Source organism: Glutamicibacter sp. Je.9.36, from assembly GCF_051129975.1.
Taxonomy (GTDB): domain Bacteria; phylum Actinomycetota; class Actinomycetes; order Actinomycetales; family Micrococcaceae; genus Glutamicibacter.
In genome coordinates this window covers 404388-419051 of sequence record NZ_JBCPSN010000001.1, presented here as the reverse complement: position 1 = coordinate 419051, position 14664 = coordinate 404388, and the positions used below count along the sequence as shown (strand labels likewise).

At 62.5% G+C, this 14664-nt stretch carries 19 protein-coding genes; 10 read left to right on the top strand and 9 right to left on the bottom strand.

Annotated elements, in window-relative coordinates:
* Nucleotides 1–659: 659 nt before the first annotated feature.
* The gene (locus AAZQ98_RS01960) at nt 660–1739 is read left to right on the top strand and encodes a carboxylate-amine ligase (RefSeq protein WP_434689400.1); all 1080 of its coding nucleotides are present in this window, start codon (nt 660–662) and stop codon (nt 1737–1739) included.
* Nucleotides 1740–1853: 114 nt separating this feature from the next.
* Here the strand turns inward: AAZQ98_RS01960 and bcp are convergent, their stop codons facing one another.
* From bcp to AAZQ98_RS01945, 3 genes are all read right to left on the bottom strand, one after another.
* Nucleotides 1854–2330, bottom strand: coding sequence for a thioredoxin-dependent thiol peroxidase (gene bcp / locus AAZQ98_RS01955; RefSeq protein WP_434689398.1), 477 nt, complete (start codon nt 2328–2330; stop codon nt 1854–1856).
* A 386-nt stretch (nt 2331–2716) separates the two neighbouring features.
* Nucleotides 2717–2974, bottom strand: a complete 258-nt coding sequence (locus tag AAZQ98_RS01950; RefSeq protein ID WP_105656071.1) for a DUF4235 domain-containing protein — start codon at nt 2972–2974, stop codon at nt 2717–2719.
* A gap of 14 nt (nt 2975–2988) precedes the next feature.
* Nucleotides 2989–5505, bottom strand: coding sequence for an ATP-dependent DNA ligase (locus tag AAZQ98_RS01945; RefSeq protein ID WP_434689396.1), 2517 nt, complete (start codon nt 5503–5505; stop codon nt 2989–2991).
* 165 nt (nt 5506–5670) lie between these two features.
* Here AAZQ98_RS01945 and AAZQ98_RS01940 point away from each other — a divergent pair, with 165 nt between their 5' ends.
* Nucleotides 5671–6654 (top strand): Ku protein, encoded by a 984-nt coding sequence (locus tag AAZQ98_RS01940; protein WP_434689395.1) that lies wholly within the window; start codon nt 5671–5673, stop codon nt 6652–6654.
* Nucleotides 6655–6657: 3 nt separating this feature from the next.
* On the opposite strand, the gene AAZQ98_RS01935 is transcribed toward AAZQ98_RS01940, so the two are convergent.
* On the bottom strand, nt 6658–7830 hold the full coding sequence (locus tag AAZQ98_RS01935) for an alcohol dehydrogenase catalytic domain-containing protein (protein ID WP_402696760.1): 1173 nt from the start codon (nt 7828–7830) through the stop codon (nt 6658–6660).
* Between the two features lie 47 nt (nt 7831–7877).
* On the bottom strand, nt 7878–8048 hold the full coding sequence (locus AAZQ98_RS01930; RefSeq protein WP_426733327.1) for a hypothetical protein: 171 nt from the start codon (nt 8046–8048) through the stop codon (nt 7878–7880).
* A gap of 245 nt (nt 8049–8293) precedes the next feature.
* Between AAZQ98_RS01930 and AAZQ98_RS01925 the strand changes: the two genes are divergently transcribed.
* On the top strand, nt 8294–9388 hold the full coding sequence (locus AAZQ98_RS01925; protein WP_434689393.1) for a hypothetical protein: 1095 nt from the start codon (nt 8294–8296) through the stop codon (nt 9386–9388).
* 37 nt (nt 9389–9425) lie between these two features.
* On the opposite strand, the gene AAZQ98_RS01920 is transcribed toward AAZQ98_RS01925, so the two are convergent.
* Nucleotides 9426–10346, bottom strand: a complete 921-nt coding sequence (locus AAZQ98_RS01920) for an SDR family oxidoreductase (RefSeq protein ID WP_434689391.1) — start codon at nt 10344–10346, stop codon at nt 9426–9428.
* 311 nt (nt 10347–10657) lie between these two features.
* On the opposite strand from AAZQ98_RS01920, the gene AAZQ98_RS01915 reads away from it, so the two are divergent.
* Genes AAZQ98_RS01915 through AAZQ98_RS01905 form a run of 3 tightly spaced genes read left to right on the top strand, consistent with a single transcriptional unit; the run spans nt 10658 to nt 11374 of the window.
* Entirely contained in the window at nt 10658–10918 is a 261-nt protein-coding gene (locus AAZQ98_RS01915; protein WP_105656077.1) for a DUF7218 family protein, read from the top strand.
* 24 nt (nt 10919–10942) lie between these two features.
* The gene (locus AAZQ98_RS01910; RefSeq protein WP_166650857.1) at nt 10943–11098 is read left to right on the top strand and encodes a hypothetical protein; all 156 of its coding nucleotides are present in this window, start codon (nt 10943–10945) and stop codon (nt 11096–11098) included.
* A gap of 27 nt (nt 11099–11125) precedes the next feature.
* Nucleotides 11126–11374 (top strand): hypothetical protein, encoded by a 249-nt coding sequence (locus AAZQ98_RS01905; protein WP_146112949.1) that lies wholly within the window; start codon nt 11126–11128, stop codon nt 11372–11374.
* 105 nt (nt 11375–11479) lie between these two features.
* On the opposite strand, the gene AAZQ98_RS01900 is transcribed toward AAZQ98_RS01905, so the two are convergent.
* Nucleotides 11480–11896, bottom strand: a complete 417-nt coding sequence (locus AAZQ98_RS01900) for a CBS domain-containing protein (RefSeq protein WP_105662078.1) — start codon at nt 11894–11896, stop codon at nt 11480–11482.
* 193 nt (nt 11897–12089) lie between these two features.
* On the opposite strand from AAZQ98_RS01900, the gene AAZQ98_RS01895 reads away from it, so the two are divergent.
* Genes AAZQ98_RS01895 through AAZQ98_RS01880 form a run of 4 tightly spaced genes read left to right on the top strand, consistent with a single transcriptional unit; the run spans nt 12090 to nt 13515 of the window.
* A complete protein-coding gene (locus AAZQ98_RS01895) occupies nt 12090–12344 on the top strand; it encodes a hypothetical protein (RefSeq protein WP_146112202.1) in 255 nt (84 codons plus the stop codon).
* Nucleotides 12345–12380: 36 nt separating this feature from the next.
* Nucleotides 12381–12593 carry a hypothetical protein gene (locus tag AAZQ98_RS01890; RefSeq protein ID WP_434689387.1) on the top strand — a complete coding sequence of 71 codons (213 nt, stop codon included), beginning with the start codon at nt 12381–12383 and terminating at the stop codon, nt 12591–12593.
* Nucleotides 12590–13186 carry a cysteine hydrolase family protein gene (locus tag AAZQ98_RS01885; RefSeq protein WP_434689385.1) on the top strand — a complete coding sequence of 199 codons (597 nt, stop codon included), beginning with the start codon at nt 12590–12592 and terminating at the stop codon, nt 13184–13186. The genes AAZQ98_RS01890 and AAZQ98_RS01885 overlap by 4 nt, the downstream gene beginning before the upstream one ends.
* On the top strand, nt 13177–13515 hold the full coding sequence (locus tag AAZQ98_RS01880) for a hypothetical protein (RefSeq protein ID WP_105656083.1): 339 nt from the start codon (nt 13177–13179) through the stop codon (nt 13513–13515). Before AAZQ98_RS01885 ends, AAZQ98_RS01880 begins: the two co-directional genes overlap by 10 nt.
* Before the next feature lie 74 nt (nt 13516–13589).
* Here the strand turns inward: AAZQ98_RS01880 and AAZQ98_RS01875 are convergent, their stop codons facing one another.
* Nucleotides 13590–14045, bottom strand: a complete 456-nt coding sequence (locus AAZQ98_RS01875) for a DUF421 domain-containing protein (protein ID WP_133834812.1) — start codon at nt 14043–14045, stop codon at nt 13590–13592.
* Nucleotides 14045–14581: a hypothetical protein gene (locus tag AAZQ98_RS01870; protein WP_434689383.1), complete on the bottom strand. Its 537-nt coding sequence runs from the start codon at nt 14579–14581 to the stop codon at nt 14045–14047. The genes AAZQ98_RS01875 and AAZQ98_RS01870 overlap by 1 nt, the downstream gene beginning before the upstream one ends.
* Nucleotides 14582–14664 lie beyond the last annotated feature (83 nt).

The following is a 14664-nucleotide window of genomic DNA, read 5'->3' as shown; positions in this document are numbered from 1 at the left end:
TGCTCCCCATAAGTCACGCCACTTCGCAGATTGCCGACGAGCCTGCCAGTGGGCAAGGATCGCCGTCGTTGGGAAGCGGAGTGTGTTTCCAACCTAGGCCACTTCGTCTGCGACCGGGAGGGGTGGCCTAGGGCTCCCAGCTTATTGACAGGCATAGAGGAGAGCTTTTTGAACTTATTTCCTGGCCTCGTCAGTAGCTTGTTTGGCCTGCCGCGGACTGCCCGTGGCTAGGCTCCGTATGTACGCCCGAACGGACTGCATTTCCAAGGTCCACAGCCGAGCTTGCTGTTCCCCGCGGCTGCGGGCAGATTGTTGCCGCTTCCAGAGCTAGTTCGGATTTCATGTCCGATTCATTCTGGGTTGATGGGAAAACCATGAGAATCCATCGGGCAAGCAGATGCAGCCAGGCTACGGGATCTACTGTTTCAGAATCCGCTTTCGCGGAACGCAAGCCGCCGAGGCGGATGAAGCTGCGGCCATCCGGAAATTCGCAGCCTAGCTGAAGGGGGATTGATCATGTGGCATTCCGTTCCGCGCAAGAAGAATGATGAGCAGTTCCCCGCTAGTTCGCATCAGGCAGACCAGGTCAGCCAGCAGTAAGTCCACACAGGCCGGTTGCTGGTCCGACGCCCTAGCAACCATATTCCGGGAGGCACGAAATGAGCACCTTTGGCATTGAAGAAGAATTCTTCATGTTCGACGCAGAAACAGGGTTGCCGGCCAGCACGGATAAAGAAGCGCTACGGCAAGCGCTGGATTCGCAACGCGATGGCGAAGTGCAGAACGAACTGCTTGCTTGCCAAATAGAACATGCCAGCGCCATCTGCGAAGACCGGGATCAGGCCCTGCATGAGCTGGGAAGTTTCCGCAGGGCTCTGGCAGGCGAAGCGGCATCCCGCGGCCTGCTGGTCGCGGGTTTGGGCGCGGCGCCGATGATTGCCCAGCAGGCTCCGGAGCTGACCGATAATGCAAGGTATCGGGAAATCGGCAACTTCGTGTCCGGAATAGCGTCAGAGCATTACATGTGCGGTTTGCACGTCCATGTGTCCATTCCTGATTCCGAAGCGGGAATTCGTGCGCTGAACTTCTTGCGCGGATGGCTGCCATTTCTTTGCGCCCTGGGCGCTAATTCTCCGTATTGGAGAGGGGTCGACAGCAACTTTTCATCGTGGAGAACCATTCATTACCGAAAGTGGTCCGTCCAGGGGATTCCGCCGTATTTCAAGGATTCGAAAGACTATGGGACTCGGCTTGCGCGAATCAATGGAACCGATGCGGTTCCCGACCCTGGCCATATCGGATGGTCCGCCCGATTGTCGGAAAAGTACCCGACACTCGAAATTCGGGTCGCGGATTCGCAGTTGCGAGCGCAGGATTCGGTATTGGTGGCCGTGCTCATGCGAGGGTTGGTCGAGACTGCGGTGGCCGGCGAATTCGATGCGCTGGAGTATCTGCCCGAAGTCCTGGATCTGTCACTGTGGCAAGCGGCCAAGAACGGAATCACCGGAGTGCACGTGGACACGCGAACCGGAGAGCCGGTCGCTGTGGAGGAACTGGCTCGCAGAATGCTCCGACTCATTGAGGGCGCACTGAAGGAACATGGAGATTACGACTATGCCGTGATTTCACTCAGGAACATGCTGGAGACAGGCAATGGCGCCGTCCGCCAGCGGGCCGCATTCGAGCGTGGTGCTTTCACGCATCTGTTGGCCAATGCCCATTCCGAGATGCAGATGTAGCTTGCTGTCCAGGGATCCTCAACGCAGTCTGCAGCGTGTGGCCGGGGCCGGTTAAGGCTGGCCCCGGCTCGAAGCATCCGGGCTGGCACCGGAAAGATCCGGGTGCGGAATCCTCTAGACTCCGAGGGAATCGCGAAGTCGCGCCACATGCCCCTGGGCATCCACGGAATATTCAATTTGGCGGATGCTGCCGTCTTCATCGATGACTGCGGTGGAGCGCAGGGTGCCCACGACGGTCTTTTCGCCGATGTTCTTTTCACCGTAGGAGCCGTAGGCTTTGGCAACTTCGTTGCCCGGGTCGGAAAGCAGCGGGAAGTTCAGCGATTCATCGCTTGCGAAGGCTGCCAGCTCTTCTGGCGCGTCCGGGGAGATGCCCAGTACGGAGAATCCTGCGGCCTGCAGCGAATTGAGGTTGTCGCGGAAATCGCAGGCCTCGGTGGTGCAGCCGGGAGTCGCGGCCTTGGGGTAGAAATACACGATCACTTTCTGCCCTGAATAATCCGAAAGCGAGATGGTCTCTCCCTTGGCATCTTGCAGGGAGAAGGCTGGCGCTGGCTGGCCGGCGGTGAGCGGAGAAGAATGGGCAGTCATCGATACAACTTTCATATAGTGATATTTTGTTTTCATTCTAATTCAGTGGATGCACTCAATGCCAGAGACTTCTGGGATATATTTCCGACGGACTTCTGGAAGGCAATAACCTCGCCATGGACCGTGACGCACACTTCCAAGGCATCAAGGAAGGCTTGAATGCTGCAAAAGCTTGCGTTCCCGTTGGCAGTTCTGCCTGCTGGAGAAGCTGTCGACCGGCCAAATAATCGCCATGACATTTCCGCAGGCCTTCAGCCATCCGCGATGCACCAGGGCAATGGACACCGCGCAGAAAGCTGCCCGGCACCAACGAAAACACCGAGCCGTGCAACTGGGCAGCAGCTGCGCGACCCGGTGCATCCGGGTACGGGCCAGAATGCGGCCTGCTAGCGGTTGGCGGCCTTGGCTTCGAGGGAACGCGTCCACCGTTTGGCCATGGCCTGGATGGCAGAAGCGCTTGCCCCCGAGATCACGGCGAACGCCAGCACCTTCCCTACAGCGGCCTGTTGCTGCTTTTCGGGGTTGGCCAGCGATGGCGGTTCTTCCCCCATGGCTTTATGCCAGACCCCGGAGACGAGTTTGGCTCCGAGCCAGCCTGCACCGAGCGAAATCAGGGTTCCGAAGATCTTTACCAGCAATTTCATGTTCTGCTCCTCTGTTAACGGTTAGTTGGAGTTTGGTTCCCGGCCGGATCCGCCGGTTCCCAGCGGACCTCATCCGGTTGCTTCTCATCGCGCCAGCCACGCCACACCGGATGGCGCAGAAGGCGGTCCGAGGTCAGTTCGCTGTATCGGACTTCTGCCACGTATTTCGGGCTCACCCAGTGCGCATCGCTTTGATGCGCTGCCGGGATGTTCTTGGCCGGGGGAGTCTTGCGTTCGATCTTTTCAAGCCTCTCGCGGATTTCGGCCAGTTGCGCGTCGCTGAATCCGGTGCCCACCCGGCCGGCGTATTCCAAGCCGCCATTTCCCGGAATGGCCAGCAGCAGCGAGGCCAGGCTGCGGCTGCGCGACCCCTGTCCAGACCGCCAGCCAATCACCACAGCTTCCTGGTGCCGCTGGTGCTTGAGCTTCACCCAGCTGGTGCTGCGCTGGCCCAGCTCGTAGACCGAGTCGCGTTCCTTGGCCATCACGCCTTCCAGGCCCAGCGCGCGGCTGGTATCGATGGCCTGCTTCAAGGTCCCGGTGTGGGCCGGCGGCACCTGCACGTACTGGTGGTCGAGATCCAGGCCCGCAAGCCGTTGGCGGCGTTGCTCGTAGGGCAGGGCAGTCAGATCCACCAGTCCTGCATCCTTGTCATATGGCAATTGCAGCACGTCGAAGACCAGGTACTGGATCCTGATGGCCGAGGCCTGCTTCGTGCGTTTCTTCCGCTGGTGGGCCACCCGTTGCTGGAGCAGCGAGAAGTCAGGGCGGCCCGAAGAATCCAGGGCGACGATTTCCCCGTCCACCACGGCGCGCTCCGGCAGCAGTGAACCGAGGATTTCGAGTTCCGGGAAGTCTCCGGTCAGGTCGTGGCCGTTGCGGCTGATCAGCTTGGTTTTGGCGCCATCGACTACTGCCAACGCGCGGTAGCCGTCCCATTTCATTTCAAAGCTCCAACCCCGCTCGCCGGAGATCTCCCGAGCAGTGCCGGCAGTGGCCAGCATGGGGCGCAACGCTTGGCCCGATAGGTCAGCCACGGCCTGCTTGGCGCTAGGCTCGCGAGCAGCCTCCGGTTCTTCGCCACCGGAATCAGCGGACGTTCCCGCATCGGCTCCGGCCGGCTGTTCCTTGGCCAGCTGCAGCAGCCAATTGTCCTTGCCGCCCATCCCTGCGGCCTGGATCAGCACGAACCGCCGGTCCACTCCACCCAGCCCGCCCTCGCGGGAGCCGGTGAGCACTGCGATGACTTCTTTGCCTTCGCGCCACTTCTCGATGGTGCAACTGCCCGAATCCCAGATCGATACTTCCCCGGCACCGTATTGGCCCTTGGGGATGCTGCCTTCGAAGCTTGCGTAGGAGAGCGGATGGTCTTCGGTCATGACCGCCAAGCGCTGGATTCCTGGTTCCAAGGGTGGGCCTTTGGGCACCGCCCAGGAGACCAGCACTCCGTCGTGCTCCAGGCGGAAATCCCAATGCAGCGCGCGGGCATGATGTTCCTGGATGACAAAGGACAGCCCGGTGCCGTCCTTTCCGCCCGGCTGCACGGACTGGGAATTCCCGGATTGCTCCGGCACCGGTTCAGGTGTCAGCGCCGCATCGCGCTTGGAGCGGTAGACCGCCAGGCGATCGGGGTCCTGCTGTTGTCCCGAGGCCAGCTGCGCCAGCGGATCGATTCCATCGGCAATGCGGTCCAGCACCTCGTGGAAGTCCAGCTGCTCCAACCCCGGCGCTTCGATTTCCTCCCAGGTCCGCGGGGCGGCGACGGTGGGCCGTGCGCGGCCGCGCAGCGAATACGGACAGACGGTAGTCTTCGAGGCGTTGTTCTGGCTCCAGTCCACGAACACCTTGTTTTCGCGCAGCGAGCGCTTCATGCTGGCGAGGACCAGTTGCGGATGCTCCTTCTGCAAGGTGGAGGCCAATTCCTTGGCCACCTCGTTGACTTGCTCCGAGGTGTATTTGCCATCCAGTCCGGCATAGAGGTGGATGCCCTTGGAACCGGAGGTCACCGGAAAGCTGGGCAGGTCCATGCCGTCAAGGATCTCCCGGCAGATCAAGGCGACTTCAGCGCACTGCTCCAAACCAGCACCCGGACCGGGATCCAGGTCCAGCACCAGCCGGTCCGGGTTGGCAGGTTCCAGCGAGGAATCGAAGCGCCACTGGGGAACATGGATTTCCAGCGCGGCCACCTGGGCCATCCAGGCCAGCACCGCCTCGTTGTTGACCAGCGGATAGGTATTGGAATGGGTCTTGTGCTGCAGCTTGGCCGAGGGAATCCAGCCGGGGGCGGAGTCCTCGAGATCCTTGCGGAAAAACACCTTGCCCGGTTCTTCGGGGATCCCCACGCCGTCCACCCAGCGCTTGCGGGTGGCCGGGCGCCATGCGGCATGCGGAATCAGCACCGGGGCCACCTGTTGGAAGTAGTCCATGACTTCGCCCTTGGTGGTCCCGGTCTGCGGGTACAGGACCTTATCCAAATTGCTGACCTTCAGCGTGTGCCCCGCGACGGTGACGGTTTGCTCCCTGCGTGCCATGCGCTGTCCTTTGCTTTGCCTTATGAGGGCCAATCTTCCCGAGCGGCGCCGGGGAATCCAGCGTTCCAAGCAAGCTTTGCGTTTCGCGCTGCCTAACCTCAGCGCCGCCTGCCAATATCGCCGGGGGCCGTGACGCGCTGGCTGGAAAGATGCTTCACTGTGCCCATGCGAGCTATCTGGACTGGATCAATTGCCTTCGGCCTGGTGAATGTGCCGGTCAAGGCCTACGGCGCCACCGAGGACCACGACATCGACCTGCACCAGGTCCATGACAAGGATGGCGGACGGATCCGCTACGAGCGCCGATGCGAAGTGTGCGGGAAGAAAATCGCCTACAAGGATCTGGACAAGGCCTATGAGGACGGGGAGCGGACCATTGTGCTCACCGATGAGGACATGGATGCGTTGCCTGCGGAGAAGAGCCGTGAAATCGAAGTGGTCCAGTTCGTCCCGGCCAGCCAAGTAGATCCCTTGATGCTGGAGAAGAGCTACTACCTCCAGGCGGACTCCAAATCGCCCAAGGCCTACGAGCTGTTGCGCCGAACGCTTCAGGACACCGAGAAGCTGGCAGTGGTGCGCTTCGCCCTGCGCCAGAAGACCCGGCTGGGCATCTTGCGTGTCCGTTCCAAGGTGATGGTGCTGCAAGCGGTCATGTGGGCGGACGAGCTGCGCGATGCCGAGGCAGTGGCACCGGAGAAATCACCGCGGATCAGCGAGCAGGAACTGAAGATGTCTGCCGCCCTGGTGGACCAGTACAGCAGTGATTTCACGCCGGACGAGTTCCAGGATGACTACCAGGTCCAGCTGCAGGCGCTGATCGAAGCGAAAATCGAGCAGGGCGAGGACCTGGATACCGAGGCGACCTTCGGTTCCCCGGACCAGGGCAGCGAGTCCGGCGAGGTCATCGATCTGATGGAGGCGCTCAAGCGCAGCATTGACGGGCGCAATGCCAAGGCCCCGGCCAAGGCAGCCAAGGATGGGAAGGCCGCGGCGGCGAAGAAACCAGCGGCGAAGAAACCTGCGAAGAAAACGGCGGCAGCCAAGAAGCCAGCCACGAAGAAGCCAGCCACGAAGAAGGCAACGGCAAAGGAGGCCTCCTCCTCGCCACACAAGAAGAAGGCCTCCGGTTCCGGGAAGAAAAGCGCCTAGCCGCTAGGGCTTGAGCACCACCTTGATGCACGCATCCTGCTTCTTCTGGAAGGTCTCGTACATCGCCGGACCGTTCGAGAGCGGCTGCTCGTGGGTGACCAAGTCGTCCAGGCCCAGCGGATCGGCTGCATCCTCGGCCAGCGGCAGCAGCTTCTGGGTCCATGAGCGCACATTGCATTGGCCTTGGCGGATCTGGATCTGCTTGTCGAACAGCTTCACCATCGGCATCGGGGTGGCGGCCCCGGCATAGACACCGCTGATCGACAGGGTGCCGCCGCGGCGCACGGCATCGATGGCCGAATCCAGCACGCTGGTGCGGTCCGCGGAGACGTTCTCCATGGCCAGCTGCGCTGCCTTGTCCGGCAGCAACCCGGTGGCCTGCTGGAACATCGAGGAGACCGGGGAACCATGGGCTTCCATGCCCACCGCATCGAGCACGGCATCGGGGCCGCGGCCGGTGCGCCCGCGCAATTCGCCCACGGTGTCCTTGGTGAAGTCCAGGGTCTGGATGCCGTGGCGCTCGGCCATGGCGCGGCGTTCTGCCACCGGGTCGATGCCCAGCACCTCATAGCCCAGGTGCCGGCCGATGCGCGCGGCGAGCTGCCCCACCGGCCCGAGCCCGTAGACCGCGAGGGTTCCGCCGTCGGGGACATTGGCGTAGTGCACGCCCTGCCACGCGGTGGGCAGGATATCGGAGAGGAAAAGGTAGCGGTGGTCGGGCAGCTGGTCGCCTACTTTTACCGCACCGTAATCGGCATGGGGCACGCGCAGGTATTCGGCTTGGCCGCCGGGCACCTGTCCGTAGAGTTCGGAGTACCCGAAGAATTGGGCGCCCTTGCCGTGCTTGCGCACCTGGGTGGTCTCGCACTGCGACTGCAGGTCGTGCTGGCACATCCAGCAGTGGCCGCAGGAGATGTTGAACGGGATGACTACCCGGTCGCCTACCGACAGCTTGGTTATGCCGCTGCCGACTTCCTGGACGATGCCCATGGTTTCGTGGCCCAGCACGTCGCCGGCATGCATGTAGGGGCCCAGCAGCTCATAGAGATGCAGGTCCGATCCGCAAATCGCGGTGGAAGTGACCTTGATGATGATGTCCCCGGGATCCTGGATCACCGGATCAGGGACATCGCTGAAACCGATCTTTCGCTTGCCTTGCCATGTCAATGCTTTCAAGAGGTTATCTCCTAGTCGTATCGTTGCCGGCCGAACGCAAGCGCGGATCAGTCGGTATTGAACTGGTCGGTGTCCACCTGGTCCGGATCCTGCTCCTCGGCTGGCTGCTCGAACGCGTCTTCGTGGTCCCCGACAGAATTCTCCTTTTCCTCCGCGGGCTCATCGGGCGTTGGAGTGATCCCCGGGTGCCGCTCTTCTTCTGGCTGGTTGGATTCCATGGACTGTCCTTTCTTCATCAGATGGGCGATGGCACCGACCATTCCACACCGGGCAGCAGGCAACAAGGCAAGTTTGATGGGCATTGCCTGTGAGTCGGTGATCCCCGGAATTCCGGGGATTAAGCGTGCACTGCCGGTGCTGATTCCTGCAAGGTTGCTGAACGGCACTGCAGGCCCGGGCGCGACTTCCTAGTGTGTGCTGTGGGAGCGGGCCAAGCTGCTGCCCTGAGAGCTGCGAGGTGCTGATGAGCGTGCAAGAGCCCGAGAAGCGCACGGTGGGATTAATTGCCGACCCTGGCATAGCCGATGCGATGGCCAATCGGATCGCTGCCCGGCTGGAAGGGGTCATGGAGAAGCTGCAGGCGCACGAGCAGCAGTGGGACGTGCAGGTAGCTCCCTTTTCCCTGCCCTTGGGGGAGAGCGGACGGGTCGCGCTGAACGACAAGGTGCCCAGGCTGCGGGAAAAGCATGGCTGGGACTTCATCATCTACCTGACCGATGCACCGCACTACGTGCAGAACCGGCCAGTGCGTTCGGTAATTTCCGTCGAGGATGCCTCGGCCGTGCTTTCCATGCCCAGCCTCGGGTTGGCCCGACCACGCACCGTGGCACGGGAACTGGCCGAACTGGTCAGGGAATTGGCTACCGGCAAGCAGCCGGCTCCGCCTCCGACCCCGCTGGGACGGGCGATGAGCGTGCACGCCAGCCGGCAGGACGGGCAGAACGAGCAGAACCGCATCTCGAGCATCGAGGGTTTGCGCGGGCGGTTGCTGCTGATCGCCGGGATGGTGCGCAGCAACCAGCCGTGGACACTGGTGCCGCGGCTTTCCTCCGCGATGGCAGGTGCGGTGGCCACCGGTGCTTTCGGCGTGTTCTACACGAGCATCTGGTCCATGGCCGACTACCTGCCTGCCGGGCGGCTTTCGCTGATCACGGTCTCAAGCATCCTGATCCTCACGCTCTGGCTGCTGCTGCACAACCGGTTGTGGGAGAGGCCCAAGGGCAACCGCCGCCGCGAGCGGATGGTCGTCTACAACGCGGCCACCGTGCTGACGGTCGGGTTTGCCGCGACGGTCATGTACCTGCTCTTGTTCCTCGCCTTGCTGGCAGGCTCGCTGATTGTCATTGACCAGGAATACCTCGCCTACCAGTTGCGCCACGATGTCACGCTGGCCGAATACATCAACCTTGCCTGGCTGGCATCCTCGCTGGGAACCATGGGCGGAGCCATCGGCTCCAGCTTTGACGAGGTCAAGGAAGTCCAGCGCGCTACCTTCAGCCAGCGCGAATACGAGCGGAGGAATATGGAATTCACCATCAGCAAGGATGACGTGGAATGATCCCCGGGCCCTATGGCCCGGGGACCTGTTCACCGTCCTACGGCTGGTTCTTGCCGCCGTTCACGTGCACCGTGGAACCGACCACGTAGGAAGCCTCATCGCTGGCCAGGAACACATAGGCCGGGGCCACTTCCACCGGCTGGCCGGCCCGGCCAAGCCAGGTATCGTGGCCGAACTCAGGCAGCGCCTCGATCGGCTGGCCATCCGAAGGCTGCAATGGAGTCCAGATGGGGCCCGGAGCCACGGCATTGACCCTGATGCCCTTCTTCGCTGCCTGGGACGCCAGCGACTTGGTGAAGTTGCTGATCGCGCCCTTGGTGGCGGCATAGTCCATCAGGTGATCCGACGGATCGAAGGCCTGGATGGAGGTGGTGTTGATGATGGAGCCGCCTTCGGGAAGCACCTGCAGGGCTGCGCGGCTCAAGGCGAACATCGCGAAGATATTCACATCGAAGGTGGCTTCGACCTGCTCGTCGCTCAGCTCTTCCAGGGACTCGACGCTGATCTGCTTGCCGGCGTTGTTCACCAGGATGTCCAAGCCATCCAGCGCGGTCACCGCCTCATCGATCAATGAATCGCGGTAATTGCGGTCCCGCAGGTCCCCGGGCAGCAGGTGGACTTCGACTCCCGCATCTTCCAGGACCCCGGCGATGGCGTCGGCATCAGGCTGTTCGGCGGGCAGATAGGCCAAGGCGACCTTGGCCCCTTCGCGGGCGAAGGCGATGGCCACCGCCGCGCCGATGCCGGAGTCGCCGCCGGTGATCAGGGCGCGCTTTCCAGACAGCCGGTCCCGGCCCTTGTAGCTGCGCTCGCCGTGATCCGCCTTGGGCTTCAGGTCCCGGTCCAGGCCCGGTTCCTCCTGGCGCTGTTCGGGCGGGCTGATCTTTTCCTTGCCGGCGCGGTCTTCGCTTCCGGTACCGAGCGGCTCAGTGCGGTCCTGGGGGTTCTTCTCGGGCATGGGATTTCCTCCTGCTGTTGCGGCAGGACGCCGGCGCGGTGCGCTCAGCGGCGTCCGGGTTCACATCCAGTGTGCTCCGGGCCTTCCGCTGCGCGAGGGTCCCCTCCACCTTCGGCGGCAACAGCCAGACTTTTTTCTGCGAAGATCCAGTTTCGCACCCCGCTGCATGAATTGTGCTACCGCTGAAGTCTGGGATTCAGCGCAAAGTCCGTCAGGGGCACTGTCCCCTGATCAGCGAAGTGGCTAGCGTGGAACGCACAGTGCTGGCACTGCAAGGAGCCAGCTGGCGAAGCGTACGAGGGAGGAAACCCATGGCAGGCAAGAGCCGGATCAAGGATGAAGAACTCTACGAGGAGCTGCGCGAGGAGGGGAACTCCAAGCAGAAGTCGGCGCGCATCGCCAACGCCGCCGCCCGCGATGGCCGGTCAGCAGTGGGCAAGCGCGGAGGAAAGGCCGGGGACTACGAGGACTGGACGGTCCGGGAACTGCAGGACCGGGCCAAGGAAATCGGCATTGATGGCCGTTCGAAAATGCGCAAGGCCGAACTCATCGAAGCCCTGCGCAATTCATAGCAGACCGCCACGGAAGGAGACACAATGAGTGAACGCGAGAAGCCCGAGAATCCGGCTCGCACCACGCAGCCCGATGACGATGCCCAGCCAGGGGACGAGCGCGTGGTTCGCCGGGGCAGCATCAACGAGAACACCGAAGATGAATCCGAGGAGAGGGAAGAACGCTATGACGCGGGCTGAACTTTCCTGCCAGCGAAAGGACACGCCATGACTGGCAAACCAGTGGACAGCACCCGCAGGCGTCGGCCAGGCCTGTGGCTGGCGATTGTGGGCGGACTGGTGGCCGTGGGATTCGCCATCTATGCGCTGCTCGCAGCGCCGGACAGCACCTCGGGGCCGCTATGGATCGTGGCCGGCTGGGGCGCATTGGTCTTCATCTACGGCCTGTACCGCATTATTCGAGGACCGAGCTCACTGGATGATCCACGCGCCGGCACCGACGCCAACGGACGGTGACGGCGATCCATATAGGAGAATCGCAGCAGAACAAGGGCAGAGCGTCCGGGAAAACCATGGTTTTCCCGGACGCTCTGCCCTTGCGATCCTGCTTGGCTGGCAGCTCTAGTCCTGGGAAATCCCCTCGACCAGATTGCCGGTGCTCTGCTGGTCGTAATAGCGGGCAATATCCGCCTGGGCGAGCATTCCGACCAGCGAATGCCCGTCGATGACTGGAAGCCTGCGCACCTGGTGCTCCTGCATGGTGCGGATTGCTTCTTCGACCGAATCATCGGCTCCGATGGTGACCGGCTTGCCCTGGGCGTAATCGGCGACCTTGGTGCTGGAAGTGACCACACCGTCGGCCACGGCGTTGATGACGATGTCCCGGTCGGTGATCGTGCCGGCCAACCGGTCATCCTTGCCGCAGATGGGCAGCATGCCGACCTGCAAGTCCTTCATCATCTGGGCGGCCACTTGAATCGAGTCCTGCTCCTTGACGCATTTGGCAGGCGAGGTCATTAGTTCCTTGGCTGCAACCATGATCGTGCTCCTTTCGCGTATTTTTGTGGGACACCCTCCACGCTCCAGCACAGCAAGCAGGTCTTCAACCATTGCCAGCGAGCTTGCAGATGAGCCCCCTCGACTCTGGCAACAGCCGATTAATCATGTACTTGTGCAGCCGATAGCTGGTAGTTGGTAGAGAACCGGGAAACGCAACGTGAGGAGAACGACCATGGGATTCATCGACAAAGCCAAAGATGCCATTTCGCATGCTGCCGACAGGTTCAAGGATCCCGACAAGGACCTGGTTGAGAATCTCTGGCCGCTGGGGCAACCCGACGACGAGCACCTGCCAGCCGATTCCGGGGAACCGGCAGAAGAGGGACTGGAACAGCCCGGCAATCACCTGCCTCCTGTCCAAGGAGCCGACCCGGACCTCGACGATTCCCCGGAAGACCAGTATTCCGAAGGCGACGGGGACCGCTAGCTGTCCCATGGCCAAACCGAGTTCAGGAGGCAACCCATGCAGACCTGCGATATCTGCGGCAATGCAAGCGAAACGGTGTTCACGCTCAGCCGGAACGGGCGCTCGGGCCGCTTCGACAGTTTCGAATGCGCCATCCACGCCATGGCCGAAAGGTGCGCGCACTGCGGTTGCGCCATTCTGGGCCACGCCGTCCACCACGGCCCGGAGGCGTACTGCTGCCAGCACTGCGCCGAACACGCTGAGCCATGAGCGCGACAAGCGACTTCAGCCACCCCGCGCTGCTGCTCATTGACCTGCAAGAAGGATTCTTCGAGGAACCGGCTCTGGCGCTGGCCCGCCAGGATCTGGCAGCCCGCTGCAACCAGCTGGCTGTGGCGGCGAGGGCCTGCGGGTACCCGGTGATCAGCGTGCGCACCGTGCACAAGGAAGACAAATCCACCTGGACGCTGAAGATGCTCGAAGACGACCAGGGCTACCTGTTCGAAGGCACGGAGCAGGCCGCGTACCTGGCGGAGCTGGAACTGGACGGGGCCATCGAAGTGGTCAAGCGCCGGGACAGCGCGTTCTGGGATACGGAGCTCAAGGACCTGCTGCTGCGGCACCGCGCCAGTTCGCTGGTGCTCGCCGGGGTTTCTTCCGAGACGTGCATCTCCGCCACCGCGGCCGATGCCTTCGCGGCGAACTTGCCGGTGGCGGTGGCCACCGACGCCACCGCATCGGCCGACCCGGATTTCGAAGGGACTACCTTGGAATTCATGCGCAAGCAGCATCGGCAGAAGCTGAAGACCACCTCGGAAATCATTTCCGATTGGAAACACGAGAAGGAGCTGGAATGTCACTGAATAATTCTGAATTCGACGACGTGCGCAAGGACTCGGACACGGACGAGCCGTTGGATGGGCGCGATAGCCAGCCGGCGGCTGGGTCATCGGATGCACCCCAGGCCCAGGACGCCGAGGATCCATTGCGCGGAGCAGACCGGGTGCTGGAGGAAAACGACGGCGATCCCTTGGCGCTCAATCCCGAAACGCTGCTACCCGAACCGATTGACGGGCAGCGTCCGGTCGACGATACGCTGCTGGACTACCCCGACCAGGATGACGAGCAAGGGCTGGACGCCGAGCGGACCGCCAACCTGCCGGACCAGCGCGAAACACCCGATCAGCAGTAGCGCACCGGTGGGCTGAGAACCGCAGAAGGGGCATCCCGTGCAGGGATGCCCCTTCTGCCCTTGCCATCCCATGGTCACGGACGGGATTCGGCTTCCTGGGTGAAGAAGGAAATCTTGCCGCTGGCTTCCAGGATCGCCAGCCGGATGCTGCTGTAGTTCTCGATGCCTGCCTGGCGGGCGAGCATGCTCAATTCGTCCAGCCCAATGCGCTCGTTGTGCAGGGCCTTGCGGTCCAGGACCCCGTCGCGGATCAGCACAATCGGGCGACCCTGCATCAGCTTGCCCAGCTTGGGCCAGCGCATATTGGCGAAGTTCAGCGCAGCGGCCAGGACCACCATGGTGAATACTGCCAGCAGGCTGCCGGTGAGCGAACGGTCCTCCATGGTGATGCCCTGCTGCACCAGGTCGCCCAGGACGACGAACAGCACCAGCTCGAAGGAACTGAGCTCGCCCAGGGTCGATCTGCCGGCGGCGCGCGTGACCAGCCACAGGATGATGAAGGCGGTGGCTGCGCGGATGACTATTTCCATCAGGGGATCCTCCAAGTTCTGATCTTCAGGTCGGTGCTTTCGCCGTTGACCGTAATTCCGAGCACGCCCTTGGCGCTCGGCGACCATTCGTCCGAAGCCCGGCCCGTGAGGGTGGCAACCATCTGCCGCGACCCCGGTGCCGGGGCCACCTCGAATTCAATGGTTCCGTCAGCTCGGCTCGACTCGGACTCGGGTTCGGGAAAGGCCGAGAAGTCCTCGAAGAGCATGAGATAGTCCTCGCTCAGGTCCAGCGTGACGGTCTCGGGCAAAGGGTCGGCAGAGCTGATCCCAACCCTCAGCTGGATTTCATTGCCGGCACGGACCACCGCGGGAAACTGCAGCTGGACGGCGAAGCCGTCGGCCTGTTGTTCCATGCTCTTCTTCTGGTCGAATGCGCCGAGCAGAGCCGCCAGCACGAAGGATGCAATCACGAGCAGGGCGGCGAGGCTCAGCAACCGGCGCCTGCGATTGCTGTCCTCCGAGGTGATGTCATCCAGCGTCGAGTCGCTGATCTTGGCCTGGAAGATATTCAGCATGGGATGGGGCCCTCCTTGCGCTCTTGCTATCGAGGCTAAGCCGATTCGCCTGCGCCAGGACCAGCCGGGTTCCGGTTCACAGG

What these genes read in the sequence shown, in the direction of transcription:
- bcp (WP_434689398.1), bottom strand. Translation starts at nt 2,330, where the DNA reads ATGACTGCCCATTCTTCTCCGCTCACCGCCGGCCAGCCAGCGCCAGCC.
- AAZQ98_RS01930 (WP_426733327.1), bottom strand. Translation starts at nt 8,048, where the DNA reads ATGGAATCCAACCAGCCAGAAGAAGAGCGGCACCCGGGGATCACTCCA.
- AAZQ98_RS01875 (WP_133834812.1), bottom strand. Translation starts at nt 14,045, where the DNA reads ATGGAAATAGTCATCCGCGCAGCCACCGCCTTCATCATCCTGTGGCTG.
- AAZQ98_RS01905 (WP_146112949.1), top strand. Translation starts at nt 11,126, where the DNA reads ATGACTGGCAAACCAGTGGACAGCACCCGCAGGCGTCGGCCAGGCCTG.
- AAZQ98_RS01880 (WP_105656083.1), top strand. Translation starts at nt 13,177, where the DNA reads ATGTCACTGAATAATTCTGAATTCGACGACGTGCGCAAGGACTCGGAC.
- AAZQ98_RS01940 (WP_434689395.1), top strand. Translation starts at nt 5,671, where the DNA reads ATGCGAGCTATCTGGACTGGATCAATTGCCTTCGGCCTGGTGAATGTG.
- AAZQ98_RS01890 (WP_434689387.1), top strand. Translation starts at nt 12,381, where the DNA reads ATGCAGACCTGCGATATCTGCGGCAATGCAAGCGAAACGGTGTTCACG.
- AAZQ98_RS01885 (WP_434689385.1), top strand. Translation starts at nt 12,590, where the DNA reads ATGAGCGCGACAAGCGACTTCAGCCACCCCGCGCTGCTGCTCATTGAC.
- AAZQ98_RS01900 (WP_105662078.1), bottom strand. Translation starts at nt 11,896, where the DNA reads ATGGTTGCAGCCAAGGAACTAATGACCTCGCCTGCCAAATGCGTCAAG.
- AAZQ98_RS01870 (WP_434689383.1), bottom strand. Translation starts at nt 14,581, where the DNA reads ATGCTGAATATCTTCCAGGCCAAGATCAGCGACTCGACGCTGGATGAC.
- AAZQ98_RS01915 (WP_105656077.1), top strand. Translation starts at nt 10,658, where the DNA reads ATGGCAGGCAAGAGCCGGATCAAGGATGAAGAACTCTACGAGGAGCTG.
- AAZQ98_RS01910 (WP_166650857.1), top strand. Translation starts at nt 10,943, where the DNA reads ATGAGTGAACGCGAGAAGCCCGAGAATCCGGCTCGCACCACGCAGCCC.
- AAZQ98_RS01960 (WP_434689400.1), top strand. Translation starts at nt 660, where the DNA reads ATGAGCACCTTTGGCATTGAAGAAGAATTCTTCATGTTCGACGCAGAA.
- AAZQ98_RS01945 (WP_434689396.1), bottom strand. Translation starts at nt 5,505, where the DNA reads ATGGCACGCAGGGAGCAAACCGTCACCGTCGCGGGGCACACGCTGAAG.
- AAZQ98_RS01925 (WP_434689393.1), top strand. Translation starts at nt 8,294, where the DNA reads ATGAGCGTGCAAGAGCCCGAGAAGCGCACGGTGGGATTAATTGCCGAC.
- AAZQ98_RS01895 (WP_146112202.1), top strand. Translation starts at nt 12,090, where the DNA reads ATGGGATTCATCGACAAAGCCAAAGATGCCATTTCGCATGCTGCCGAC.
- AAZQ98_RS01920 (WP_434689391.1), bottom strand. Translation starts at nt 10,346, where the DNA reads ATGCCCGAGAAGAACCCCCAGGACCGCACTGAGCCGCTCGGTACCGGA.
- AAZQ98_RS01950 (WP_105656071.1), bottom strand. Translation starts at nt 2,974, where the DNA reads ATGAAATTGCTGGTAAAGATCTTCGGAACCCTGATTTCGCTCGGTGCA.